This window comes from Micromonospora sp. NPDC000663, assembly GCF_042898105.1.
GTDB lineage: Bacteria > Actinomycetota > Actinomycetes > Mycobacteriales > Micromonosporaceae > Micromonospora.
Window position 1 is genome coordinate 575,161 of record NZ_JBIAYR010000002.1, and the last position, 23,542, is coordinate 598,702.

23 protein-coding genes are annotated in these 23,542 nt (G+C 71.4%); 12 read left to right on the plus strand and 11 right to left on the minus strand.

The features are described from left to right. Positions 1-58 precede the first annotated feature (58 nt). From tsaB to ACFY1S_RS11410, 4 genes are read left to right on the plus strand one after another with little or no spacing between them, the layout of a single operon-like run. Positions 59-736, plus strand: coding sequence for a tRNA (adenosine(37)-N6)-threonylcarbamoyltransferase complex dimerization subunit type 1 TsaB (tsaB, locus tag ACFY1S_RS11395; protein ID WP_387115592.1), 678 nt, complete (start codon positions 59-61; stop codon positions 734-736). Beyond that, a complete protein-coding gene (gene rimI / locus ACFY1S_RS11400) occupies positions 733-1,215 on the plus strand; it encodes a ribosomal protein S18-alanine N-acetyltransferase (RefSeq protein WP_244295232.1) in 483 nt (160 codons plus the stop codon). The genes tsaB and rimI overlap by 4 nt, the downstream gene beginning before the upstream one ends. Continuing rightward, on the plus strand, positions 1,208-2,254 hold the full coding sequence (gene tsaD / locus ACFY1S_RS11405) for a tRNA (adenosine(37)-N6)-threonylcarbamoyltransferase complex transferase subunit TsaD (RefSeq protein ID WP_007465128.1): 1,047 nt from the start codon (positions 1,208-1,210) through the stop codon (positions 2,252-2,254). The genes rimI and tsaD overlap by 8 nt, the downstream gene beginning before the upstream one ends. A gap of 14 nt (positions 2,255-2,268) precedes the next feature. After that, the gene (locus ACFY1S_RS11410) at positions 2,269-2,523 is read left to right on the plus strand and encodes a hypothetical protein (RefSeq protein WP_030330028.1); all 255 of its coding nucleotides are present in this window, start codon (positions 2,269-2,271) and stop codon (positions 2,521-2,523) included. Positions 2,524-2,550: 27 nt separating this feature from the next. Here ACFY1S_RS11410 and ACFY1S_RS11415 read toward each other — a convergent pair whose 3' ends face one another. The 8 genes from ACFY1S_RS11415 to ACFY1S_RS11450 form a co-directional block, all read right to left on the minus strand. After that, positions 2,551-3,288 carry a DUF4142 domain-containing protein gene (locus ACFY1S_RS11415; protein WP_387115596.1) on the minus strand — a complete coding sequence of 246 codons (738 nt, stop codon included), beginning with the start codon at positions 3,286-3,288 and terminating at the stop codon, positions 2,551-2,553. 122 nt (positions 3,289-3,410) lie between these two features. Then, positions 3,411-3,710, minus strand: a complete 300-nt coding sequence (locus ACFY1S_RS11420; RefSeq protein ID WP_387115599.1) for a DUF1707 domain-containing protein — start codon at positions 3,708-3,710, stop codon at positions 3,411-3,413. 19 nt (positions 3,711-3,729) lie between these two features. Continuing rightward, complete coding sequence (locus ACFY1S_RS11425; RefSeq protein ID WP_364375445.1) at positions 3,730-4,911, minus strand: ROK family protein; 1,182 nt, start codon at positions 4,909-4,911, stop codon at positions 3,730-3,732. A 22-nt stretch (positions 4,912-4,933) separates the two neighbouring features. Continuing rightward, positions 4,934-6,196, minus strand: a complete 1,263-nt coding sequence (locus ACFY1S_RS11430) for a sugar ABC transporter permease (RefSeq protein ID WP_387115603.1) — start codon at positions 6,194-6,196, stop codon at positions 4,934-4,936. Continuing rightward, the gene (locus ACFY1S_RS11435) at positions 6,193-7,011 is read right to left on the minus strand and encodes an ATP-binding cassette domain-containing protein (RefSeq protein ID WP_387115606.1); all 819 of its coding nucleotides are present in this window, start codon (positions 7,009-7,011) and stop codon (positions 6,193-6,195) included. Before ACFY1S_RS11435 ends, ACFY1S_RS11430 begins: the two co-directional genes overlap by 4 nt. 115 nt (positions 7,012-7,126) lie before the next feature. After that, positions 7,127-8,221, minus strand: coding sequence for a sugar ABC transporter substrate-binding protein (locus ACFY1S_RS11440; RefSeq protein WP_387115609.1), 1,095 nt, complete (start codon positions 8,219-8,221; stop codon positions 7,127-7,129). A 178-nt stretch (positions 8,222-8,399) separates the two neighbouring features. Beyond that, a complete protein-coding gene (ybaK, locus tag ACFY1S_RS11445; RefSeq protein WP_387115612.1) occupies positions 8,400-8,879 on the minus strand; it encodes a Cys-tRNA(Pro) deacylase in 480 nt (159 codons plus the stop codon). Between the two features lie 9 nt (positions 8,880-8,888). Next, the gene (locus tag ACFY1S_RS11450) at positions 8,889-10,085 is read right to left on the minus strand and encodes a methyltransferase domain-containing protein (RefSeq protein WP_387115615.1); all 1,197 of its coding nucleotides are present in this window, start codon (positions 10,083-10,085) and stop codon (positions 8,889-8,891) included. 259 nt (positions 10,086-10,344) lie between these two features. Between ACFY1S_RS11450 and groES the strand changes: the two genes are divergently transcribed. From groES to ACFY1S_RS11465, 3 genes are all read left to right on the plus strand, one after another. Continuing rightward, a complete protein-coding gene (groES, locus tag ACFY1S_RS11455) occupies positions 10,345-10,659 on the plus strand; it encodes a co-chaperone GroES (RefSeq protein ID WP_030330046.1) in 315 nt (104 codons plus the stop codon). 70 nt (positions 10,660-10,729) lie between these two features. Further along, positions 10,730-12,370 carry a chaperonin GroEL gene (groL, locus tag ACFY1S_RS11460; protein WP_387115618.1) on the plus strand — a complete coding sequence of 547 codons (1,641 nt, stop codon included), beginning with the start codon at positions 10,730-10,732 and terminating at the stop codon, positions 12,368-12,370. Between the two features lie 105 nt (positions 12,371-12,475). Beyond that, a complete protein-coding gene (locus ACFY1S_RS11465; protein ID WP_387115620.1) occupies positions 12,476-14,158 on the plus strand; it encodes a molybdopterin-dependent oxidoreductase in 1,683 nt (560 codons plus the stop codon). An 81-nt stretch (positions 14,159-14,239) separates the two neighbouring features. On the opposite strand, the gene ACFY1S_RS11470 is transcribed toward ACFY1S_RS11465, so the two are convergent. After that, entirely contained in the window at positions 14,240-14,623 is a 384-nt protein-coding gene (locus tag ACFY1S_RS11470) for a WhiB family transcriptional regulator (protein ID WP_139583648.1), read from the minus strand. Between the two features lie 252 nt (positions 14,624-14,875). Between ACFY1S_RS11470 and ACFY1S_RS11475 the strand changes: the two genes are divergently transcribed. Beyond that, a complete protein-coding gene (locus ACFY1S_RS11475) occupies positions 14,876-15,697 on the plus strand; it encodes a response regulator transcription factor (protein WP_387115624.1) in 822 nt (273 codons plus the stop codon). Between the two features lie 68 nt (positions 15,698-15,765). Here the strand turns inward: ACFY1S_RS11475 and ACFY1S_RS11480 are convergent, their stop codons facing one another. Further along, entirely contained in the window at positions 15,766-16,185 is a 420-nt protein-coding gene (locus ACFY1S_RS11480; protein ID WP_387115627.1) for a DUF5319 domain-containing protein, read from the minus strand. Positions 16,186-16,370: 185 nt separating this feature from the next. Between ACFY1S_RS11480 and guaB the strand changes: the two genes are divergently transcribed. Together guaB and ACFY1S_RS11490 are read left to right on the plus strand one after the other, a co-directional pair. Next, on the plus strand, positions 16,371-17,933 hold the full coding sequence (gene guaB, locus ACFY1S_RS11485; RefSeq protein WP_387115630.1) for an IMP dehydrogenase: 1,563 nt from the start codon (positions 16,371-16,373) through the stop codon (positions 17,931-17,933). 31 nt (positions 17,934-17,964) lie between these two features. Further along, positions 17,965-19,083, plus strand: coding sequence for a GuaB3 family IMP dehydrogenase-related protein (locus ACFY1S_RS11490; RefSeq protein ID WP_364375411.1), 1,119 nt, complete (start codon positions 17,965-17,967; stop codon positions 19,081-19,083). Positions 19,084-19,143: 60 nt separating this feature from the next. Here the strand turns inward: ACFY1S_RS11490 and ACFY1S_RS11495 are convergent, their stop codons facing one another. Then, complete coding sequence (locus tag ACFY1S_RS11495) at positions 19,144-20,265, minus strand: sugar phosphate isomerase/epimerase family protein (RefSeq protein WP_387115633.1); 1,122 nt, start codon at positions 20,263-20,265, stop codon at positions 19,144-19,146. A gap of 285 nt (positions 20,266-20,550) precedes the next feature. Here ACFY1S_RS11495 and ACFY1S_RS11500 point away from each other — a divergent pair, with 285 nt between their 5' ends. Then, a complete protein-coding gene (locus ACFY1S_RS11500; protein WP_387115636.1) occupies positions 20,551-21,975 on the plus strand; it encodes a M1 family metallopeptidase in 1,425 nt (474 codons plus the stop codon). A 104-nt stretch (positions 21,976-22,079) separates the two neighbouring features. Further along, positions 22,080-23,537, plus strand: coding sequence for a M1 family metallopeptidase (locus tag ACFY1S_RS11505; protein WP_387115639.1), 1,458 nt, complete (start codon positions 22,080-22,082; stop codon positions 23,535-23,537). Positions 23,538-23,542 lie beyond the last annotated feature (5 nt).

The following is a 23,542-nucleotide window of genomic DNA, read 5'->3' on the forward strand; positions in this document are numbered from 1 at the left end:
TGGGAGCGGGGCGGGGCGTGGCCGGAGGTTCCCGGCGGGGCCGCTAGGCTGGCTTACCGTGCTCGTACTCGTGGTGGACAGCTCGACTCCTGCGGTGACCGCGGCGCTCGTGGAGGTTTCGGCGGACGGTGTCGCGTCCCGCGCGCACCGGTGCACTGTCGATGCCCGCGCGCACGGCGAACTGCTGGCGCCCCAGGTCGACGCGGTCCTCGCCGACGCCGGTGTGCGTCCTCGTGACCTGACCGCGATCGTCGCCGGGCTCGGCCCGGGGCCGTTCACCGGGCTGCGGGTCGGCCTGGTCACCGCCGCCACGATGGGTCAGGTGCTCAGCATCCCCACGTACGGTGTCTGCTCGCTTGACGCCATCGGCTACCCGGCGGCGGCCGGCGAGCCGGTGCTGGCCGCCAGCGACGCCCGCCGCAAGGAGCTCTACTGGGCCGTCTACGACGGTGCTGGCCAGCGCGTCGTCGGACCCGAGGTCTCCACGCCCGCCGTGGCCGCCGCCCGGGCCCGCGAGCTGGGCGCGCTTGTCGCGGTCGGCGACGGCGCGCACCGGTACGCCGAGGTTCTGGATCTTCCGGTCCGGGTCGAGCCGCGCTACCCGGACGCCACCGTCCTGGCGTCGCTCGCCGCCGAGCGGATCCGGGCCGGCGCCCCCGGCGAGCGGCTCACCCCGCTCTACCTGCGCCGTCCGGACGCCGTGGCGGCCACCGGCCGCAAACCGGTACTCCCGTGACGGCGGTGCGACTCGAACCGTTCCGCTGGTGGCACATCGACGAGGTGATGCCGACCGAGGCGGACCTGTTCGGGCCCGGGAAGTGGTCCCCGGCCATGTTCTGGAACGAGCTGGCCAACGGGCATCACTACCGGGTCGCCACCGACGACGACGGCACTGTCCTCGGTTACGCCGGGCTGGCCGGAGCCCCACCGGACGAGGTGTGGGTACAGGTCATCGCCGTCCGCCGGGACGTCCAGCGGCGCGGCATCGGGCGCGTCCTGCTGGAGGACCTGCTCGCCGAGGCGGACCGACGCGGCGCCCGCAGGACCCTGCTGGAGGTCGCCGTGGACAACGTCGCCGCCCAACGGCTCTACGCGACCTACGGGTTCGAGCCGATCGGGGTACGACGCGGCTACTACCAAGCGACAAACACCGACGCGCTGGTCATGCAGCGCGACGCCGAGCCGACCGGGGACGGACCACACGACCATGGCTGACGAACCGCTGATCCTGGGCATCGAGACCTCCTGCGACGAGACCGGCGTCGGCATCGTGCGGGGGCACACCCTGCTGGCCGACGCTCTCGCCTCCAGCGTCGAGGAGCACGCCCGGTTCGGGGGCGTGGTGCCCGAGGTGGCCAGCCGCGCCCACCTGGAAGCCATCGTGCCGACCATGCAGCGGGCGCTTACCGAGGCAGGCGTCACCCTGGCCGACATCGACGCGATCGCGGTCACCTCCGGGCCGGGGTTGGCCGGCGCGCTGCTGGTGGGTGTCGCCGCCGCCAAGGGGTACGCGCTCGCCGCCGAGAAGCCCGTGTACGGCGTCAACCACCTGGCCGCGCACGTCGCCGTGGACACCCTGGAACACGGCCCGCTGCCGGAGCCCGCCATCGCGTTGCTGGTCTCCGGCGGCCACTCGTCGCTCCTGCTCGTCGACGACCTGGCCCGGGGCGTCACCCCGCTGGGCGCCACCATCGACGACGCGGCCGGTGAGGCGTTCGACAAGGTCGCCCGGCTGCTCGGGCTGCCGTTCCCCGGTGGCCCGCCCATCGACCGGGAGGCCCGCGCCGGCGACGCCGCCTCGATCGCCTTCCCGCGCGGTCTGACCGCCGCCAAGGACCTCGCGGCGCACCGGTACGACTTCTCGTTCTCCGGGCTCAAGACGGCGGTGGCCCGCTGGGTCGAGGCGCGACAGCGCGCCGGCGAGCCGGTCCCGGTGGCCGACGTGGCCGCGTCCTTTCAGGAGGCGGTCTGTGACGTCCTGACCAGCAAGGCGCTCGCCGCCTGCCGTGCGCAGGGCATCGAGACCCTGGTGATCGGCGGGGGAGTGGCCGCGAACTCACGGCTGCGGGCGCTGGCCGAGCAGCGGGCCGAGAAGTACGGCATCCGGGTCCGGGTGCCCCGGCCGAAGCTGTGCACCGACAACGGGGCGATGGTCGCCGCGCTCGGTTCGCACCTGGTCGCCGCGGGCGTCGCGCCGAGCCGGCTGGATCTGCCGGCCGACTCGGCGCTGCCGCTGACAACGGTAAGCGTGTGACGGGGGCGACGGACATGATCGTGCGGATGTGGGAGGCGCGGGCCGAGGCGTACGGGGTTGCCGACCTGATCACCTGGGTGTGCGACACTGCGCTGCCCGAGGTGGAACACGACCCGCTGCACGTGTCCAGTGAGGTCTTCTCCTCCACCGACCACCGGGTAGTGGTCATCTCCAAGTGGCGCAGCAACCCGCGCCCGCTGCCCGATCCGCCCGCCCTGCTGGTGGCCCGCGCCCCGCACTCCTGGGACTTCACCCAGGTCGACCGCTGACCCGGGCCACCGACACCGCCGCGACGGTCAGTGGCGGCGCAGCATCCGGTAGGTGGCGATCCCACCGGTGCCCAGCGCGGCGAGGAACACCAGCCAGACGACGGTGCTGCTGACCCCGACCTGGGGACCGGCGTTCGCCCCGGCGGCGGCGAGCAGGCCGTCCTTGCCGGGGGCGGGCAGCGCCGCAGGCGGCAGTTCCGGCCAGCGGACCAGCCCGGTGCTCTCCAGCATCTGCATGTGGTGCATCACGAAGCCGTTGGCGTCGTCGCAGAGCTTGCGCACTGTCGCATCCCGGGTGCTGGCCCGCACCGCGCCGATCACCGGGAAGATCTTGCCGTGGGCGACCCGCAGCCGGGTCACGAAGATCTGGTCGAACCGGGCGCCGGAGGCGTTCTGCATCTCCGCCAGCCAGCCCTTCTGCTCGGCCGTGGGTTCGGTGGGAATGGTCGCGCCGAGCTTGTTGGCCGCCGCCACGACGAGCTCGTCGAGCTTCTGGTGCTCGTTGGCGATGCCGGCACCGATCTCCCGGACCTTCGCCGACTGCCCCTTCTCGGCGGCCATCTGACCGGCTGGCATCTCCCACAGCCCAGCCAGCCGCACACCGTTGAGCAGGGTCATGTCGGCGGCGTTGAGCTGCTGCCCGGCGGGGGCGGCGACAGCCACGCCGGGCAGGACGCCGACCCCGGCGATGATCGCGATGAGCAGCATCGCCGTCCGGTGGGTCCGGTTGCCCAGCCAGCGACGGGCGGATCTGAGCGGTGCCATGTCTGTGGTGCCTCCTCGGTCCGGACCGAAACGCGTGGACCGGGCAGCCGTACGTGCCGGCTGCCCGCCCGCCCACTGATACGGACTGATCGTGCGATCAGTTCACCCGGCGGCGACGCGGATCAGCGGGTGACGGCGAGGAACCCGCCGAGCAGCAGCAGCGTGAGCGCGGCGACGGCGAAGAGCACCAGCAGCTCCCGGCGGGCGTGCCCCACGCCTGTCGCCGCGGTTGCCTGGTCGTCGGGCAGGGCCGGCAGGTCACGGGTCAGCGCGGCCAGGTCAACGAGGGTACGGGCCGTCCACACCGCACCGACGCGCTCGGAGAACTCGTCGAGGGTGAGCCGGCCGGCGGTGGTGTGCCGGTGCAGATCGGCGACCACCCGGTGACGGTCGTCGTCGGAGGCGCGCAGCTCGACATCCACGCCGGACAGGGTACGCGGATCAGCCCACGTCGAGGGGGTCGGCGAGGAGCCGTTCGAAGGCCAGTTCGGCGGCGCCGATCAGGGGCGCGTCCCCACCCAGTTGGGGGGTACGCAGCCGGACGTGTTCCAGGCAGGCGCCGAGCGCGTTGGAGTTGAGCCGGCTGCGGATCTGGGCGGCGGCGGCCAGGTAGAGGTCGCGCATGGTGCCGCCGAAGATGACCATCTCCGGGTTGAAGACGTTCACCAGGTTGGCCACCCCGAAACCGAGCCAGTCACCGGCCTGACGCACCGCCGTCTGGGCTCGGGCGTCACCCCGGTCGGCGGCGTCGAAGACGGCGAGCAGCGCGTCGCGTCCCCGCGCGTCGGAGCGCCCCGCCGCGCGGAGCAGTCCGTGCTCGCCGATCTCGGTCTCCCAGCAGCCCCGTGCGCCGCACTCGCAGGGCATACCGTCGCGGACCACCTTCATGTGGCCGACCTCGCCGCCGTACCCGCCGTGCCCGGTGAGCCGGCGGCCACCGGCGATGATGCCGGCACCGACACCGACATCGCCGTACAGGTAGATGACGTTGTCGCAGCCGGCGGCCACCCCTCGGGCGTGTTCGGCGAAAGCGGCCATGTCGGCCACGTTGCCGACCGTGACCGGCACGTCGAGGCCGAGTTCGGCGCCGAGGGCGGCGCCGATCGGTTCGTCCACCCAGCCGGTGGTGGGGCCGAGCCGGACCAGGCCGTCCTCGCGGCGGACCATGCCGCACACCGCGACGCCGGCGCCCACACAGATCGCGTCGGCAGGTACCGCCTGCTGCATCTCCTTGACCGCGCCGGCCAGCAGCGGCGCGGCCTCGGCGGCCACCAGGCCACGCGGCCGGTCCAGATCCCGGCGGTCCAGGACCGCTCCACCCAGCCCGATCCGGGCCGCGCGCAGCCGGTCCACCTCGACGGAGTACGCGTACGCGTAGACCCGGGCGGACTCGGGCCGGACGACGAGTGACGGTCGTCCGGCCCGCCCGGTCTCCTTCGGTGCCCCCTCGCTGACCAGTCCCACCGCGGACAGGTCGGCGGTGAGCGCTCCGATGGTGCTGCGGTTGAGGCCCAGCGTGGTGGTCAGTTCGGCACGTGTGGTCGCACCGTGGACGTGTACGTGCCGTAGCAGGGCACCGAGGTTCTGTCGTCGGACGTCGTCCTGGCTCGGTCCTGCGCGCATGGTGGTGCTACCTCCCGCGCGGTCAACGGGTGCCGGTTGCTGCCGCGCGGCGGCGGGACAGGGCGTCGACGCTGGCGGCGAGCAGCAGTACGACGCCGGTGACCACGTACTTGACTCCCGCGCTGTACCCCATGAGGCCCATTCCGTTTTCGATGACCGCGACCACCGCGCCGCCGAGCACGGCGTCGAGGACGCGGCCCTTTCCTCCGAAGAGGCTGGTGCCACCGATGACGGCCGCGCCGACCGCGTAGAGCAGTACGTTACTGCCCCCCGTGTTCGGGTCGACCGAGTTGGCCCGGCTGGCCGCCACGATGCCGCCGACGGCGGCCATGGACGAGCAGATCATGAAGACCGAGATCCGGATCCTGTCGACCCCGATGCCGGCCCGGCGGGCGGCCTCCCGGTTGCCGCCCACGGCGTAGATGTGCCGGCCGTAGCTGGTGCGTTGGAGCACGAAGGTCCAGATGACCAGCAGCACCGCGATGATCGGTACCACGATCGGCACGCCCTTGAGCGAGCTGATCAGGACGTTGCGGCTGCGTTCCAGGTTGAGGACGTACACGGCCGTGCCGAGGATGACGGCGAGCCCGATGATCCGGAGCGCGACCACGGCGATCGGGTCGGAGATGAGACCGCGGGCCACCCGCTTGCGGTGGCGCAGCAGTTGCACCGCCGCGTAGCCGACGACCGCGAGGGCGACGAGCGCCCAGCCCAGGGCGGGGCTGAGGTTGCGGTTGGAGATGGCGACAAGCACGTCGTCGCGGACGGAGATGTTGGTGCCCTCCTTCACCAGCAGCAGCACGATGCCCTGGAAGGCGAGGAAGCCGGCGAGGGTGACCACGAAGGACGGGATGCCGATCTTCGCGACGAGCAGTCCGAGGGTGGTGCCGATGACCAGGCCGGTGGCGATCGCGGCGAGCACGGCCACCCACCAGGGGTACCCGAGCACGGTGACCACATTGGCCAGTACCGCGGCGCAGACGCCGCTGGCGAAGCCGGCGGAGAGGTCGATCTCGCCGAGCAGCAGCACGAAGACCAGGCCCATCGCGATGAGCGTGACCGCCGCGCCCTGGGTGAAGAGGTTCGCGAAGTTGCCTGCCGACAGGAACGACGACGGCCGCATGACCGCGAAGACGGTGCAGAGCACGATCAGACCGAGCACGGCCGGTAGCGCGCCGACGTCGCCGCCGCGTACCCGGCTCAGGTAGGTGCGGGCATGGCTTCCGACGGTCGGTGGCGGTGTGACGGCCGCCGGGCCGTCCTTGCGCACGGCGGTGGTGGTCATCGGAGGCCTCCTGGGATCGAGTCGGCCGGCTGCGTGCCGTCGCCGTTGCTGCCAGTCTCGGTCGTGAGGCCGAGCGCGCCCGAGCGCCCGGCGGTGATCAGCTCGACCACCTGGGCGTGGGTGATGTCGGTGGTCTTCACCTGGGCGACCATCTGGCCGAGGTACAGGGCGGCGATCCGGTCGGAGACGGCGAAGACGTCGTTCATGTTGTGCGAGATGAGCACCACTGCCAGACCGTTGTCGGCGAGGCGGCGGACCAGTTCGAGCACCTGCGCGGTCTGTGCCACGCCGAGCGCCGCGGTCGGCTCGTCGAGGATGACCAGCTTGCTGTTCCACAGCACCGCCTTGGCGATGGCCACGGTCTGGCGCTGGCCGCCGGAGAGGCTGGACACGTGCTGGCGCAGCGAGGTGACGGTACGGATGGAGAGCCCGGCCAGCGTCTCGGCGGCGAGTTGTTCCATTGTGGGCTCGTCGAGGACGATGCCGCTGCGCTTCTCCCGACCGAGGAACATGTTCTGCACGATGTCCAGGTTGTCGCAGAGCGCGAGGTCCTGGTAGACGACCTCGATGCCGAGCGTGGCGGCGTCGCGGGGGCTGCCGATGTGCACCTGTTCACCGTTGAACAGGAACTCGCCGGCGTCGGTGGGGTGGATGCCGCTGATGCACTTCACCAGGGTCGACTTGCCGGCGCCGTTGTCGCCGACCAGTGCGGTCACTTCACCCGGGTGCACGGTCAGGGCGACGTCGCGGAGTACCTGGACGGGACCGAAGCTCTTGTCGATCCCGCGGAGCTCCAGCAGGGGGGTCGCGGACACGGGGTTCTCCTTCTTAAGGGAGTGTCGGGGCCCGTCCGGCGGGCGCCGCCCGGCACGGGAGGGATCCTCCCGTGCCGGGCGGCGATGGTCGTCCCGGCGGGTACTGCGGCGTCGGTCAGCTGATGCCGGCGTCGGCGCAGGCCTTGGCGAACGCTGCGGTGCAGACCGCTTCCTTGGTCACGTAGCCGTCGGCGATGACGTCCTTGATGTTGTCCTTGTAGATGGCCTTCGGGGTGAGCAGCACCGAGGGGACGTCGCGACCGCCCTCGGGGTCCTTCACCGTCTGGCCGGTGTCCTTCCGCTCGCCCTTGGCGAGGGCGACGGCCAGGTCGGAGGCGGCCTTCGCCTCTTCCCGCACGGCCTTGTAGACGGTCATGCACTGGTCGCCGGCGAGGATGTTCTGCAGGCCCTCGGTGCTGGCGTCCTGCCCGGTCACCGGCACCTTGCCGTTGAGGTTGTTCTTCTTCAGGATCGAGATGGCCGCGTTGCCGAGGCCGTCGTTGGCGGCCAGCACGCCGTCGATCTTGCCCTTGGCCGTGGTGAGCTGCTGCTCGAAGATCGTCGTGGCCTGCGCGTTGTCCCACGCGGGCACGGAGTCCTCAGGGCCCTTGGTGTATTCCTTGCTCTCGAACTTCGGCTTGAGCACCGAGTCGTAGCCGGCCTTGAACAGGGTGGCGTTGTTGTCGGTGGGGGAACCGTTCAGGTACGCCACGACCGGGTTCTTGACGCCCTTCTCGGTCAGGCACTTCGACAGACCCTCGCCCTGGAGCTTGCCGACGGTCTCGTTGTCGAAGCTGACGTAGTACTGGGCCGAGCCGCCCAGCGTGAGGCGGTCGTAGTCGATGGTGGCGACGCCCTGCGACTTGGCCTTGTCGAGCACGGCCTTGCCGGTGCCGGAGTCCAGGTTGACGATCATGAGAGCGGTGACGCCGCTGGTGATCATCTGGTCGGCGATGGTCTGGAAGGCGGTCTTGTCGTTCTGGGCGTTCTGGATGTCGTACTGCACACCGGCGGACTTGAACGCCTCCTCAAGGAAGCGTCGGTCCGCGGTCTCCCAGCGGGCCGAGGACTTGCTGTCCGGAAGGATCACGCCGATCTTGGGGGTCTTGGCGGAGCTGCCCGCTTCCGGGCTGGAGTCGTCGTTGCAAGCAGTCAGGCCGCCGGTCGCGAGCAGGCCCACGGCGGCGATGGTGAGGATCCCCTTACGCATGTGCAGGGTCCTTTCGGAGGTGGGGGAGGTGTTGTTTTGTTGTGTCCGGCAACGTATTTCGCGTCACACCGGGTCCACAAGACCGCGTAGGTGCCAAGTTTGTTGGGAGCGATAACAATTCAGCAACGCAACTGTTACTCCCCGAACATCCCGCGGAAGGCGGATGTAACGGCAGCGGTCAGCGGGCCTGCAACGGCGCGGTACGGGCGTCGGTCAGCGCCACCAGATCGGCCGCCGACAGTTCGAGTTGAAGACCGCGCCGGCCTGCGGAGACGTAGATCGTCGGCAGGTCCAGTGCGGAGTCGTCGAGCACAGTGGGCAGTCGCCGCCGCTGCCCGAGCGGGCTGATCCCGCCCCGTACATAGCCGGTGGCCCGCTCGGCGACCGTCCGGTCGGCCAGCGCCGCGCGCTTGCCGCCGACCGCCGCGGCGAGCGCCTTGAGGTCCAGTTCGCCGGTGACCGGTACGACCGCCACGGTGAGGGCGCCGTCCACGTCTGTCACCAGCGACTTGAACACCCGCTCTGGTGCAACGTCGAGCGCCGCCGCCACCAGTGCGCCGTAGTTCGGTGCGTCAGGGGCCACCCGGTAGGGGTGGGTGCGGTGCGTGATCCCACGCTTGACCAGTAGTGCCGTTGCCGGAGTCCCATGTCCCGCCACACCCCGAACCTAATCGACAGGTCGGCCGATCAGCACCGTCGGTGCCCCGGCGATGCGGGTGAGCACCAGACTCGCCGCCTGGTCGCCGGCCAGCCGCAGGTCCCGCCGCAGCTGCTCCGGGGTGAGCGCCGAACCCCGCTTGAGGATCTCCACCCGGCCCACCCGGCGATCCCGTAGCAGTGCGCGCAGTCGCTTGAGCGAGAACGGCAGCACGTCGGTGATCTCCAGGCAGCGGGCGTACGGGGTGCGGATCGGGTGGTCCGCGTAGAGGTAGGCGATGCTCGGGTCGGCCAGCGTGGCGTCCAGCTCGCCGGCCAACTCGGCGACGAGGTGCGCGCGGACCACCGCCGGGTCCGGGTCGTACAGGTAGCGGCGCGGCGGCCCGACCGGGGCCTCGGTGGCGCCCGAGCCGGTGAGCTGGTGACGGCGGATCTCGTCACCCTCCCGGCGGTACAGGGTGGCGCGGCGCTGCACCTCGGCCAGTTCACCGCACCAGAGCGCGGCCTCGACCAGGTCGCCGTCCACGCCTACCCACTCCGCCTCCGCGCCGGCGGGGATGAGCGTGTGGTCCAGGCCCGGAGCCACCTTCACCACGGTGCGCGGCACCCGCTGCGCCAGCCCGGTGACGAAGTCCCACGGCGGCGAGTAGGCGCGCGGGTCGAAGATCCGACGGCCGGTCCCGGTGGTGCGCCGGGCCGGGTCGCAGAAGACGCCGTCGACCCGGGAGACGTCGAACGCGGTGGCGTCGCCGCACTCGACTGTGAACAGGTCGGCCAGTCCGGCCGCCTCGGCGTTCGCGGCGGCCATCGCGGCGGTCACCGGGTCGGCCTCCACCCCGTACACCCGGATGCCGGCGCGGGCGGCTGCAAGCGCGTCCGCGCCGAGGCCGCAGCCGAGGTCGGCCAGGGCGTGGACGCCGCCGGCGGCCAGCCGGGCGGCCCGCCGGTCGGCGACCACCAGGCGGGTGGCCTGCTCCAGCCCGGCGCGGGTGAGGAACATCCCCGCGGCGGCGGGACCGAACTTGCCTACCGCCCGGTGGCGCAGCTCGGCCTGAGTGAGCGCCGCCGCGGCCAGCGCCGGAGGCACCCCGGCCGCGCGCAGCGCCGACGCCGCGGCCAGCGGGTCGCCGCCGGCCAGCCTGGCCGCCGCCGTGAGCGCGGCCGACCCCTCGGGGGTACGCAGCGCCGCCAGCTGGTCGAGATCCACCTCGACATTCTCCCGGTCGAGGGGAAAATCCGGGCTGGCGGGGCGCGACTCGCTGGCACTCTCCTTGACGGAGTGCTAGCCACGGAATAACCTGCGATTAGCACTCTCACCCTGAGGGTGCCAGCTTCCGGGTCTCGCGACCCGGGTGCGCACGCCAGGCGGACCGGCACCCGCGACGACGGCCCCGCCCGGTGGCATGAGGCAGATTGACGCTGGTCAGCCCCGCTGGCCAGCAACGAAACCAGTACCCCAGGAGGGTATGCCCGTGACTACCGCGACCAAGGTTGCGATCAAGCCGCTCGAGGACCGCATCGTGGTCCAGGCGAACGAGGCTGAGACCACCACGGCGTCGGGCATCGTGATTCCCGACACCGCCAAGGAGAAGCCGCAGGAGGGCACCGTCCTCGCTGTGGGCCCGGGGCGCGTCGACGACAACGGCAACCGGGTTCCGGTTGACGTCCAGGTCGGCGACACCGTCCTCTACTCGAAGTACGGCGGCACCGAGGTCAAGTACGCCGGCGAGGAGTACCTGGTGCTCTCCGCCCGCGACGTCCTCGCGGTCATCGAGAAGTAAGCAACCGATCAGTGCCACTGCCCCGGTCCGGCTCGCCGGGCCGGGGCAATGGCGCTTCGAAGGGACATTCATGGCGAAGATCCTGAGCTTCTCGGACGACGCCCGGCACCTGCTGGAGCACGGTGTCAACGCCCTCGCGGACGCGGTCAAGGTCACCCTCGGCCCGCGCGGGCGCAACGTCGTCCTGGACAAGAAATTCGGTGCGCCGACGATCACCAACGATGGTGTGACCATCGCCAAGGAGATCGAGCTCACCAACCCCTACGAGAACCTCGGCGCGCAGCTGGTCAAGGAGGTGGCGACCAAGACCAACGACGTCGCCGGCGACGGGACCACCACCGCCACCGTGCTGGCCCAGGCGATGGTTCGCGAGGGTCTGCGCAACGTGACCGCCGGGACCAACCCGGCTGGCCTCAAGCGGGGCATCGACGCGGCGGCCACCAAGGTCTCCGAGGCGCTGCTCGGCCGGGCCGTCGAGGTCGCCGACAAGGACTCGATCTCGAACGTGGCGACGATCTCCGCGCAGGACGCCACCATCGGCGACCTGATCGCCGAGGCGATGGAGCGGGTCGGCCGCGACGGTGTCATCACCGTCGAGGAGGGCTCGATGCTCACCACCGAACTGGACGTGACCGAGGGTCTCCAGTTCGACAAGGGCTTCATCTCGCCGAACTTCGTCACCGACCTGGAGGGTCAGGAGTCCGTCCTGGAGGACGCGTACATCCTGGTCACCACCCAGAAGATCTCGGCGATCGAGGAGCTGCTGCCGCTGCTGGAGAAGGTCCTGCAGAACAGCAAGCCGCTGCTGATCATCGCCGAGGACGTGGACGGCCAGGCGCTGTCCACCCTGGTGGTCAACTCGCTGCGCAAGACCCTCAAGGTCTGCGCGGTCAAGGCCCCGGGCTTCGGTGACCGCCGCAAGGCCATGCTCCAGGACATCGCGATCTCCACGGGCGCCGAGCTGGTCGCCCCGGAACTGGGCTACAAGCTCGACCAGGTCGGCCTGGAGGTGCTCGGCACCGCCCGGCGCGTCGTGGTCGACAAGGAGAACACCACGATCGTCGACGGCGGTGGCCAGAAGGCCGACGTCGCCGACCGGGTGGCCCAGATCCGCAAGGAGATCGAGGCCTCCGACTCCGACTGGGACCGGGAGAAGCTGGCCGAGCGGCTGGCGAAGCTCTCCGGCGGCATCGCCGTGATCAAGGTGGGTGCGGCGACCGAGGTCGAGATGAAGGAGCGTAAGCACCGCATCGAGGACGCCATCGCGGCGACCAAGGCCGCGGTCGAGGAGGGCACCGTGCCCGGCGGCGGCGCCGCTCTGGTGCAGATCCTCCCGGTGCTCGACGACGACCTGGGCTTCACCGGTGACGAGAAGGTCGGTGTCTCGATCGTGCGCAAGTCGCTCGTCGAGCCGCTGCGCTGGATCGCGCAGAACGCCGGTCACGACGGCTACGTCGTGACCCAGAAGGTCGCCGACATGCAGTGGGGCAACGGCCTCGACGCCGCCACCGGCGAGTACGTCGACCTGGTCAAGGCAGGCATCATCGACCCGGTGAAGGTGACCCGCAACGCGGTCACCAACGCCGCCTCGATCGCCGGCCTGCTGCTCACCACGGAGAGCCTCGTGGTGGAGAAGCCGGAGCAGGCCGAGCCGGCCGCCGCCGGCGGGCACGGCCACGGTCACGGCCACCAGCACGGCCCGGGCTTCTGACCCGGTAGCGACACCCGTCCCGGGGCACACCGTCGTACGACGGTGTGCCCCGGTTCGTCGTACGAGGTCATTACCGAGCGCTGACGTGGTTGGCGACGCGGCGGAATGATCGCGCACACTGGGCCGATGAGCACCACGTCACGGCGGTACGCCGCGCTGGCCGGAGTGACCGCTGCCGCCGTCGCGATCGGGATCGCCGAGCCGGTGGCGGTGCTGACCGGCCCCCGGTCGGCGCCGCTCGTCGCGGTCGGCGGGGTGGTCGTCGACGCCGTCCCCGAGTCGGTGAAGCAGTTCGCCATCGACCTCTTCGGCACCGCCGACAAGATCGCCCTGCTGGTCGGTACGGCGGTGCTGCTCGGCGCGTTCGCCGCGCTGTTCGGGATGCTTGCGGTACGCCGGTTGGCTCTCGGCCTGGCCGGGATCGCGGCGTTCGCCGCCGTCGGCGTGGCCGCCGCGGTGACCCGTCCCGGCGCGGACGTCTTCGACGCGCTGCCGTCGCTTGTCGGCGGTGGTCTGGCTGCCGTGGTGCTCTGGCTGTTCATCGCCGGCCCGCTGGAGCTGAACCCCTGGCCCTGGTCCCCGCCGGCACCTACCACGTCGCAGGCGCCGGTGTCGCCGGCCGCCCGGGGGACGTCCGACGACCTGCCGGTGCCGGTTACTCCGGCCGCGCCTTTGGAGCCGCACGTGTCGGGCGGGCGGGCGCCGGGCGAGGTAGCCGACCCGGAGTCGCGTCGGCGGTTCCTCACCGGCGCCGGGGTGCTTCTCGGCACCGCTACGGTGGCCGGTCTCGGCGGTCGTTGGCTGGCCGGGCGGCGCGGCGTGTCGGCCGCCCGGGACGCGATCCGGCTGCCCGCTCCGGTCGCCCCCGCACCTGCCGTTCCGGCGGGCGCGGACCTCTCGCTGGCCCAGCTCGCGCCATACGTCACCCCGAACTTCGGGTTCTACCGGATCGACACCGCCCTGGTGGTGCCGCAGGTGGACCCGGACACCTGGCGGTTGCGGATCCACGGGCGGGTCCGTACCGAGCGCACCTACAGCTACGCCGACCTGCTGGCCCGGCCGCTGGTCGAGCGGTACGTCACGCTGGCCTGCGTCTCCAACGAGGTGGGTGGGGACCTGATCGGAAACGCCCTCTGGCTCGGCGTACCCCTGCGGGAGCTGCTCGACGAGGTCGGCCCGGAGGACGACGCCGACCAGGTCGTCGGCCGGTCGGTCGACGGCTGGACCTGCGGCACTCCCACGGCCGCCCTGCGCGACGGCCGGGACGCCCTGCTGGCGATCGGCATGAACGGCGAGCCGTTGCCGGTCGAGCACGGCTTCCCGGTCCGGATGGTGGTGCCCGGCCTCTACGGCTACGTGTCGGCCTGCAAGTGGGTCACCGAGCTGGAGCTGACCCGGTTCGCCGACTTCGACGCGTACTGGGTGCCGCGGGGCTGGTCCGTCGAGGGGCCGATCAAGACCCAGTCGCGGATCGACGCTCCCCGGGCGCGCAACAGGCTGACCACCGGCCCGGTCACCGTGGCCGGGGTGGCGTGGGCGCAGCACCGGGGCATCCGTCGGGTCGAGGTACGCGTCGACGGCGGGCCCTGGCAGGAGGCGGAACTGGCCCCGACGGTGTCGGTGGACACCTGGGTGCAGTGGTCGTGGCGCTGGGACGCCACGCCGGGCGAGCACCGCCTCCAGGTCCGGGCGACCGACGCGACTGGTGAGACGCAGACCGAGCGGAGGCAGGGCGTCGTCCCGGACGGCGCCACCGGGTGGCACACGGTCACGGTCACGGTCCGCTGACCCCCACGTCCCGGGTGGCAGGGGACGCGAAACCGCGCCCCGGGATCGGGGCGCGGTTTCGTGGGTGTTGGGTGTGTGCGGTCAGGCGACGTTGCGCTGGGCCGGGACCGTGGACTTGTGCGGGCGGCCGAGCCGGGCCTCCAGCCGGGCCACGTCCACCCGGGCGTGCCGGCGGTCGGCGAGGTCCTCCCAGCCGACGGCGAGCAGCCGCAGCCGCTCCGACTCGCTGAAGCCGCCCCACACGCCGTACGGCTCGCGTACCGACAGCGCGTGCGCGGCGCACTCGGCGCGGACCGGGCAGGCCCGGCAGACGGCCTTGGCGGAGGATTCACGACGGAGTCGGGAGGAGCCTCGCTCACCGTCGGGGTGGAAGAACTGGGCGCTGTCGCGCCCTCGACAGGCACCGAGCCGCTGCCAGTCCCAGAGATCGACGATGGGTCCGGGCAGTCTACGTACGTTCGACATCAGCACCCCTCCTCCCGCGCGGCACCGCGAGGTCCTTGTGGCCGGCTTCCGGGCGGCGGGCCGCGCAGGCGCACCGTTCCCGGCCTGGACTTCCCGGTACCCGGGTCGCCGCCGACTCACACGTGTGTGATCGAGAACGTCCCGGAACTTGCGGCTTTTGCCCTATCTGTCGGAAAAGTTCGAAGGATTGCCGGGAACCCCCTCCCCAGCCGACCTCGTCATGGTCTGCTCGTGGGCGGAGAGGAGACCACAGTGCGTACCGTTCTTGTGTGCGTTCGGACACCGCTCGCGGCGCAGCATCTGACATCTGCTGCCGCGCGGCTGGGGTTGTCCGCGATTGTCCGTACCGCCGTCTCCGATCCCGAGGTGATGCTGCGGCTCGCCGAGCGACCGGCCGACGTGGTGCTCGCCGACACGGCCCTCACCCGGCCGGACAGCGCGGGGTTCGTCCGCCGGGTGCTGGCCCGCGCGCCGCAGGCCGCGGTGGTGCTGCTCGGGACCGAGGAGTCGGAGGCCGCGGCGGCCACCATCAGCGCGGGCGCCCGGGGCCTGATCCAGAACGCCGACCACGATCTGACAAGCGCGGTGGCCAAGGCCCTGCTGCTGCTCACCGCCCCCGGTCGGGCGAACCGGCAACGGATCACCGATCCGGCCCGGGACACCGCCGCTGTCGGCGGCCCGGGCCGTTCCACGCCGTCGCTGCGTGGCTCGGGCGAACCCGGCCGGCCCTCCACGGCGACCGGCGAAGGGTCGGCGGGTGTGCCGTCGGTACCCGTGCAGCGCGGTGACGACGAAGCCGAGCCGGCGAACGGCGAGACGCCGACCGAGCAGGCCGAGCCGGTCCGCCCCGCACCGGGCGCCCGCCCCGCGCGGGCGTCGATCGGGCTCACCGAACGGGAACTCCAGGTGCTGCTGGGGATGGCCGAGGGCAAGAGCAACGCGGAGATCGGCCGGGAGCTGTTCGTGTCGGAGGACACCGTCAAGACGCACGCCCGCAGGCTGTTCCGCAAGCTCGGTGCCCGGGACCGCGCGCACGCGGTAGCCGCCGGGTTTCGCGCCGGCCTGGTCGCCTGACACCGCCCGCGCCCGGAGCCGTCAGAGAGCGGCGACCATCCAGGGCCGCCGGAGAGCGGCGGCGGGGCTCAGTCCGTCGCGGTGGGAGTGGCCGACTCGTCCTCGGTGCCCTCGGTCAGGGTGTCGTGCACCCCGTCGGCGTACCCGCGGGCGTAGTCCCACGTCACGTAGTGGTCCGGATCCGGGTCGTACGCGGGCTCGTGCACGCGCGGCCGGCCCGAGTTGAGCAGGTGGCGCAGGTTGCCCCGCAGCAGGTCCCAGTCGAAGTAGTGCGGCTCCCGGCAGTCCTCGCATTCGATCACCAGCCCCCGCACCCCGATCGGCGCCAGCAGGGCCTGGTAGATCTCCAGGTCGGCGAGGTCCTCCAGCACATCCTGCCGCTCGACGTCGGTGAGCGGATCCGGCGTCGCGTCGTCGCCCGGGTCGTCCAGCCCCGCAGTCGGGTCGGCCGGGTCGCCGTTGAACGGGTCGATGGGCTCGTCGTGCACCCCCTAACCGTAGACCCAACGCGGCGGGGACGTCCGCCCCCGGGCGCGCGACGGGCCGGCCCGCCACCGGAGGAGCCGCCCAGCTCACTGGGTACGATGGGACAACGTGCCGGCACCGTGGCGTGCTCCGGTGCCCGCCCGCGCCACCTCGCTGAAGCCCATCCGAGCAGCTCAGGGGAGCAATCGTGGAAAATTCGCCCAGCACTGATCTTCCGGCCGGCGCCGAGCGCGCCGACCTGGGCGGCCACCTGCCCGAGCTGCCGGCCGGCTCGGCCCGGGTCGTTCCGCTCGGGCTCACCTTCGACGACGTGCTGTTGCAGCCGGGCGAGTCGGACGTGGTGCCCAGCCGGGTCAACACCCGTACGAAGCTCACCCGCAACATCGAACTGACCATCCCGCTGCTGTCCAGCGCGATGGACACCGTCACCGAGGCGCGGATGGCGATCGCCATGGCCCGTCAGGGTGGCATCGGTGTGCTGCACCGCAACCTCTCGGTGGACGACCAGGCGCTCCAGGTCGACCTGGTCAAGCGCTCCGAGTCCGGCATGATCACCAATCCGGTGACGGCCAGCCCCGGCGACACGCTGCGCGAGGTCGACGAGCTGTGCGGCAGGTACCGGATCTCCGGTGTGCCGGTGGTGGACGGCGACGGCCAGCTGGTCGGCATCGTCACCAACCGGGACATGCGGTTCGTCTCCGAGCCGGACACTCCGGTCCGCGAGATCATGACCCGTACCCCGCTGATCACCGCCCGGGTCGGGGTGAGCAAGGACGACGCGCTCGCGCTGCTGCGCCAGCACAAGGTCGAGAAGCTGCCGATCGTTGACGACTCGGGTCGGCTGCGTGGGCTGATCACCGTCAAGGACTTCACCAAGAGCGAGCAGTACCCGGAGGCCACCAAGGACGGCGCCGGTCGGCTCCGGGTGGCCGCCGCGATCGGCGTCGGCGAGGACTCGTACAAGCGGGCCCGCACGCTCGTCGACGCGGGCGTGGACGTGCTGATCGTGGACACCGCGCACGGCCACCAGCGGGCCGTGCTGGACATGGTCCGCCGGCTCAAGAAGGACGTGAGCATCGACATCGTGGGCGGCAACGTGGCCACGTACGCCGGTGCGAAGGCGCTTGTCGACGCCGGCGCCGACGGGGTCAAGGTGGGTGTCGGCCCGGGTGCGATCTGCACCACCCGGATCGTCGCAGGGGTCGGCGTCCCGCAGATCACCGCGATCATGGAGGCCGCCCGGGCCGCCCGTCCGGCCGGCGTACCGGTGATCGGCGACGGCGGCATCCAGTATTCCGGCGACATCGCCAAGGCGCTCGTCGCCGGCGCCGACACGGTGATGCTCGGCAGCCTGCTGGCCGGCTGCGAGGAGAGCCCCGGCGAGCTGATCTTCGTCAACGGCAAGCAGTTCAAGGCGTACCGGGGGATGGGGTCGCTCGGCGCGATGCAGTCCCGGGGCCAGGCCAAGTCGTACTCGAAGGACCGCTACTTCCAGCAGGACGTGCTCAGCGACGACAAGCTGGTCCCCGAGGGCGTCGAGGGTCAGGTGCCCTACCGGGGGCCGCTGTCCCGGGTGGCCCACCAACTGGTCGGCGGGTTGCGGCTGGCGATGGGGTACGCCGGTGCGGAGAACATCCCCGACCTGCACGACAGGGGCCAGCTCATCCGGATCACGGCGGCCGGTCTCAAGGAGAGCCACCCGCACGACATCCAGATGACAGTCGAGGCGCCCAACTACCACACCCGCTGACCCCACCACCCCCAACCACCTGGAGTCCCCCATGCGTGACGTGGTCGAGATCGGGCTGGGCAAGACCGCGCAGCGCGGCTACCACCTGGACGACATCGCCATCGTGCCGAGCCGCCGGACCCGGGACGTCGACGACGTCTCCACCGCCTGGCAGCTCGACGCGTACCCGTTCGGCATCCCCTGCGTCGGGCACCCCTCGGACGCCACGATGAGCCCGTCGTCGGCGGTGCGGCTCGGTCAGCTCGGCGGCCTCGGCGTCCTCAACGTCGAGGGGCTGTGGACCCGCTACGAGAACCCGGCGAAGGTGCTGGAGGAGTTGGCCGGCCTCGACGAGGACGCCCGCGCCACCAAGCGGCTCCAGGAGGTGTACGCGGAGCCGATCCGCCCCGACCTGATCGCCGAGCGGGTGAGCGAGCTGCGCGCCGGTGGCGGCACGGTGGCGGTGCGGGTCTCCCCGCAGCACACCCTCGCGCTGGCGCCGGTGATCCTGGACGCCGGGGTGGACATCCTGGTCATCCAGGGCACCATCGTGTCGGCCGAGCACGTGTCGACCACCGACGAGCCGCTGAACCTCAAGGAGTTCATCGCCGACCTGGACCTGCCGGTGATCGTGGGTGGCTGCACCGACTACAAGACGGCGCTGCACCTGATGCGTACCGGCGCGGCAGGTGTGATCGTGGGCATCGGCGGCGACGGGTGGTCGACCACCGAGTCGGTGCTGGGGATCCGGGTGCCGATGGCCACCGCGATCGCCGACGCGGCGGCGGCCCGTCGGGACTACCTGGACGAGACCGGCGGCCGGTACGTGCACCTGATCGCCGACGGTGACATCCAGACCTCCGGTGACATCGCCAAGGCGCTCGGCTGCGGCGCGGACGCGGTGATGCTCGGCGAGCCGTTGTCGCTCTGCGACGAGGCGCCCGCCGGTGGCGCGTGGTGGCACTCGGCGGCGAGTCACCCGTCGCTGCCCCGGGGCACGTTCGAGGTGGCCGGTGAGCCGCTCGGGTCGATGGAGGAGTTGCTCTTCGGGCCGGCCGACGAGGCCGACGGCCAGCTCAACCTGTTCGGTGGGCTGCGCCGGGCGATGGCCAAGTGCGGCTACCGCGACCTCAAGGAGTTCCAGAAGGTGGGCCTGGTCCTGGACCGCTGACCTGCCCCATCAGACGCCGGAAGGCCGGCCCCGCCCCCGTGGCGGGGCCGGCCTTCCCGCTTACTTCTTGAGGTAGATGGTCAGGTCGGACATGTTGCGGTAGCTGAGCGCCGCGAAGTCCAGCGACTGTGCCCGGTTGGCGGTGCCGCCTGGCGCGGTGTCCATCTCCCAGTTGGCGTGGTGGAAGTCCCGCTCGCCGATGGTCTGGAAGAACTGCTGGAAGTTGATGTCGCCCTCGCCGAGCGGCGTCATCTGGTGGCCGTTGGGCACGCTGGGGTCCCGGTCGCCGTCCTTGGCGTGGAAGAGCGGGAACCTGGTGGTCCGGTCGGCCACGTTGAGGATCGGGTCGAACAGGTCGGTCTGTTCCCGGCCGGCCGGGTCGACGTACTTCTGGTGCTTGTACCGGGCGACGTAACCCCAGTAGATGTCGAACTCGAAGAAGACGTACCGGGGGTCGGTCCTGCCGAAGAAGTACTCAAGCCGGCGGATGCCCGACGAACGGGTGGGGCGGCCCTGGGCGTCGAGGGGCCCGGAGTCGAGCAGGAAGCTGTACGCGACGTCGTGGTTGTGCGTGTAGAGGCGCATGCCCCGGGCGCGGGCCTGCCGGCCCAGTTCGTTCCAGGTGTCGGCGGCGGCGTCCCAGTCGGCCTTGTACGCGCTGTTGGTCGGGTCGCTGCCGGTGCCGATGTTCTTCATGCCGAGTTCCTCGGCGATGTCGAGCTGCTCCTGGAAGGTGGCCGCCTGGATCGAGGCGTGCGTGCCGTTGGCGACCAGTCCGTTGTCGTCGAGGATCTTGCGGATCTCGCGAGGGGTGATCTGCCGGCCCAGGATCTCGGTGCTCTGGGTGTAACCAGCGAACTCGATCTCCTTGTAGCCGATCTCGGCGAGCCGGGCGAGGACGCGTTCGAAGCCGTACGGCACGCCGCTGTCGTCGGGTGCGGCGGTGATCCGGTCCCGGACGCTGTAGAGGATGATGCCGCGGTTCTTCGCCGGGATCAGCGGCTCGACCCGCAGCCTGCTGCGGCCCTTGTCCTTGGGGTGGGCGAGTGCGGGGGTGCCGGTGGCGAGGACGGGGAGCCCGGCCGCGCCGATCGCGGCGGCGGCGCCGGCGGAGGCGGCGAGCAGGGACCGGCGGCTGAGCCGGCCGGCGGGGGAGGCGTCGGGTGCGGTCTGGTCTGGCATCGTTCCACCTTTCGCGACGGTGGTTGCCGTCGATGACGATCAGCAGAGGTGCGACGAGGGTCCGGTCGCGGGGCGCCGCCGAGCGCCCGTCCGCGTCCGATTGTTCCGAACGCGTTACATCTTGGAGTCAGACACTAACGACGGTCGAAGCCAAAAGAAAGTATTGATCAGCACCAACTTTTGTTTGATTCAACGAAAGTAACTGATGATCGTCGATACGGGCCGCGCGCCGCGTGGCGCTGACTACGCTCGTCCTGACCGTGGTTCACGGCAGGAGGAGTGCGCATGGTCCGCACCGGACGGACACCTACCGGCCGACGCCTGGCCGCCGGCGTCATCGCGTTGACAGGTGCGGTGGCACTTCTGGCGTCCGGCTGCACGGGCGCCGGCACCGACGGGTTCCGGCCGGGCGCCGCCGATGCCGGCGACCCGTACGTGCCCGGGCGCGGCAACGGCGGCTACGACGTCACGCACTACGGCCTCGACGTCCGCTACGACCCGGCGAGCGACAGGCTGACCGGCCGCGCCGTCATCACCGCCACCGCCACCCAGGACCTGTCCCGGTTCAACCTGGACCTGCACGGCCTGACCGTCGACGCGGTCACCGTCGCCGACGCGTCCGCCGACCACCGCCGGAGAGACGACGAACTGGTGGTGACCCCACGCGACGGGCTGCCCCGCGGCCGGCAGTTCACGGTGACCGTCGACTACGCGGGCGTTCCCGACGCCATCGCCGACGGTGAACTCGGCAGCGGCGGCTTCCTGCACACCGCCGACGGGGCGGTCGCGCTCGGCCAACCCGACTCCGCCGCGACCTGGTTCCCGGTCAACGACCACCCGTCCGACAAGGCCACCTACGACATCGCGGTGACCGTCCCGGACGGACTGTCGGCGCTGAGCAACGGGGTGCCCGGCCCGACGAACAGCGCCGACGGCTGGACCACCTGGCGCTGGGCCGAGCGCGCCCCGATGGCCAGCTACCTGAGCACCCTGGTGATCGGGAACTACCGGGTGACGACAGGCACCCACGCCGGCCGGCCGATGGTCACCGCCGTGGCGGCGAGCCTGCCGGCGACCGGCGGCGCCGCCAGCTCGGTGGCCCGCACTGGGGAGATCGTCGACTTCCTGGCCAGCCGCTTCGGCCCGTACCCCTTCGACTCGTACGGCGGGATCGTCCTCGCCGACGACCGGATCGGCTACGCCCTGGAGACCCAGTCCCGGCCGGTCTACGGACCAGCCTTCTTCAGCGGCGACCGACCCGACCAGGGAGTCGTCGCGCACGAGCTGGCCCACCAGTGGTTCGGCGACAGCGTGTCGCTGACCCGCTGGGGTGACATCTGGCTGAACGAGGGCTTCGCCAGCTACGCCGAGTGGCTGTGGGAGGAGCACGACGGCGGGCGTACCACGCAGCGCAACTTCGAGATCCAGTACGCGGCGACGGACTGGACGCAGCCGTCGGTCGAGCCGGGCCGGGAGCGCATGTTCGGCACCGCCGTCTACAAGCGCGGCGCGCTGACCGTGCACGCGCTGCGCCGCACCGTCGGCGACGACGTGTTCTTCCGCATCCTGCGTACCTGGACCGCCGAGCGGGCGGGCGGCAACGCCACGACGTCCGACTTCGTCGCGCTCGCCGAGCGGGTGTCGGGCCGGCAGCTGCGACCGCTTCTCGACGCCTGGCTGGTGGGCGGTTCGGCCCCCACCCTGCCGTGACGGTGACGTGATCACCTGTCGATAGGCTGCCGCCTGCGATCGGTGGGAGACGCCCGTCGCGCGGGGCGGCCCGGCGCCGCCGCATCCGTACGGGAGGACTCGTGATGACTGTGACGCGGCGCAGGCTGCGGGTCGGTGCCGGTCTGCTGGTGACCGGGGCGCTCCTGCTGTCCGGATGTGACTCGGCCACACCAACGGCGGAGCCCTCGCCGAGCGCGTCCCCCACGCATGGGCGGACGTTCACCCCCGGCGCCGCAGGGGTCGGCGACGACTACTTCCCGAGCTACGGCAACGGCGGGTACGACGTCGGTCGGTACACAGTCAAGGTGCGTTACGACCCGGCGAAGGACCGGCTGGACGGCACCGTGACGGTGCAGGCCACCGCGACTGCCGACCTGTCGTCGTTCAACCTCGACCTCGCCGGCCTGACCGTCGAGCGGGTGACAGTGGACGGCGTCCCGGCCACCCACCGCAGGGACAAGAACGAGCTGGTCGTCAAGCCGGCGACCGGCCTGATCAACGGCAACGGGTTCGTCGCGGAGATCACCTACGCCGGGGTGCCGAAGCCGCTGCGCAACGAGGTGCTCGGCGACGGCGGATTCCTGCACACCTCCGACGGCGCCATCGCGCTGGGGCAGCCCGAGTCGGCGAGCACCTGGTTCCCGGTCAACGACCACCCCTCCGACAAGGCCTCGTACGACTTCGAGATCACCGTCCCGGACGGGCTCACCGCGGTCAGCAACGGCGTACCCGGCGGCCGGACCAGCAAGGACGGGTGGACCACCTGGAAGTGGTCCGAGAAGTCGCCGATGGCCAGCTACCTGAGCACGCTTGTGATCGGCAAGTTCCGGGTCACCACAGGTGAGCACAAGGGCCGGCCGGTGTACAGCGCAGTCACCACCAAACTGCCGAAGGGTGCCGCGGACGCGTCGATCGCCCAGACCGTCACGGTCGCCGACTACCTGGAGAGCGTGTTCGGGCCGTACCCGTTCGACGCGTACGGCGGTGTGGTCGTCTCCGACAGCCGCATCGGGTACGCGCTGGAGACGCAGAGCCGCCCGGTCTACTCCGGCGGGTTCTTCCGCCAGGGCGAGAACACCGAGGTGGTCGCGCACGAGCTGGCCCACCAGTGGTTCGGCGACAGTGTGGCGCTGGCCAGGTGGGAGGACATCTGGCTCAACGAGGGCTTCGCGACGTACGCGGAGTGGCTGTGGGCCGAGCACACCGGGGAGTACACCGCCAAGGAGGCGTTCGACAACAGGTACGCCCAAATGTCCGCCTCGGTGTGGAAGACGCCACCGGGTCGGCCGGGTGTGGAGAAGCTGTTCAGCGAGTCGGTCTACCAGCGCGGCGGGATGACCCTGCACGCGTTGCGGGTGGCCGTCGGCGACAAGGCGTTCTTCGAGATCGTCAAGGCCTGGGCGGCGGACAAGCGCAACGGCACCGCCACGACCGCCGAGTTCGTGGCTCTGGCGGAGCGCCTCTCCGGAAAGAAGCTCGGCCCCCTCTTCGAGGCGTGGCTCTACGGCACCAAAAGACCCGTCCAGCCCAAGCGGCTCTGACCTGG

Coding starts and splice junctions, on each gene's coding strand:
- tsaD (WP_007465128.1), top strand. CDS start 1,208: ATGGCTGACGAACCGCTGATCCTGGGCATCGAGACCTCCTGCGACGAG.
- ACFY1S_RS11410 (WP_030330028.1), top strand. CDS start 2,269: ATGATCGTGCGGATGTGGGAGGCGCGGGCCGAGGCGTACGGGGTTGCC.
- ACFY1S_RS11415 (WP_387115596.1), bottom strand. CDS start 3,288: ATGGCACCGCTCAGATCCGCCCGTCGCTGGCTGGGCAACCGGACCCAC.
- ACFY1S_RS11425 (WP_364375445.1), bottom strand. CDS start 4,911: ATGCGCGCAGGACCGAGCCAGGACGACGTCCGACGACAGAACCTCGGT.
- ACFY1S_RS11430 (WP_387115603.1), bottom strand. CDS start 6,196: ATGACCACCACCGCCGTGCGCAAGGACGGCCCGGCGGCCGTCACACCG.
- ACFY1S_RS11440 (WP_387115609.1), bottom strand. CDS start 8,221: ATGCGTAAGGGGATCCTCACCATCGCCGCCGTGGGCCTGCTCGCGACC.
- groES (WP_030330046.1), top strand. CDS start 10,345: ATGCCCGTGACTACCGCGACCAAGGTTGCGATCAAGCCGCTCGAGGAC.
- groL (WP_387115618.1), top strand. CDS start 10,730: ATGGCGAAGATCCTGAGCTTCTCGGACGACGCCCGGCACCTGCTGGAG.
- ACFY1S_RS11465 (WP_387115620.1), top strand. CDS start 12,476: ATGATCGCGCACACTGGGCCGATGAGCACCACGTCACGGCGGTACGCC.
- ACFY1S_RS11470 (WP_139583648.1), bottom strand. CDS start 14,623: ATGTCGAACGTACGTAGACTGCCCGGACCCATCGTCGATCTCTGGGAC.
- ACFY1S_RS11490 (WP_364375411.1), top strand. CDS start 17,965: ATGCGTGACGTGGTCGAGATCGGGCTGGGCAAGACCGCGCAGCGCGGC.
- ACFY1S_RS11495 (WP_387115633.1), bottom strand. CDS start 20,265: ATGCCAGACCAGACCGCACCCGACGCCTCCCCCGCCGGCCGGCTCAGC.
- ACFY1S_RS11500 (WP_387115636.1), top strand. CDS start 20,551: ATGGTCCGCACCGGACGGACACCTACCGGCCGACGCCTGGCCGCCGGC.
- ACFY1S_RS11505 (WP_387115639.1), top strand. CDS start 22,080: ATGACTGTGACGCGGCGCAGGCTGCGGGTCGGTGCCGGTCTGCTGGTG.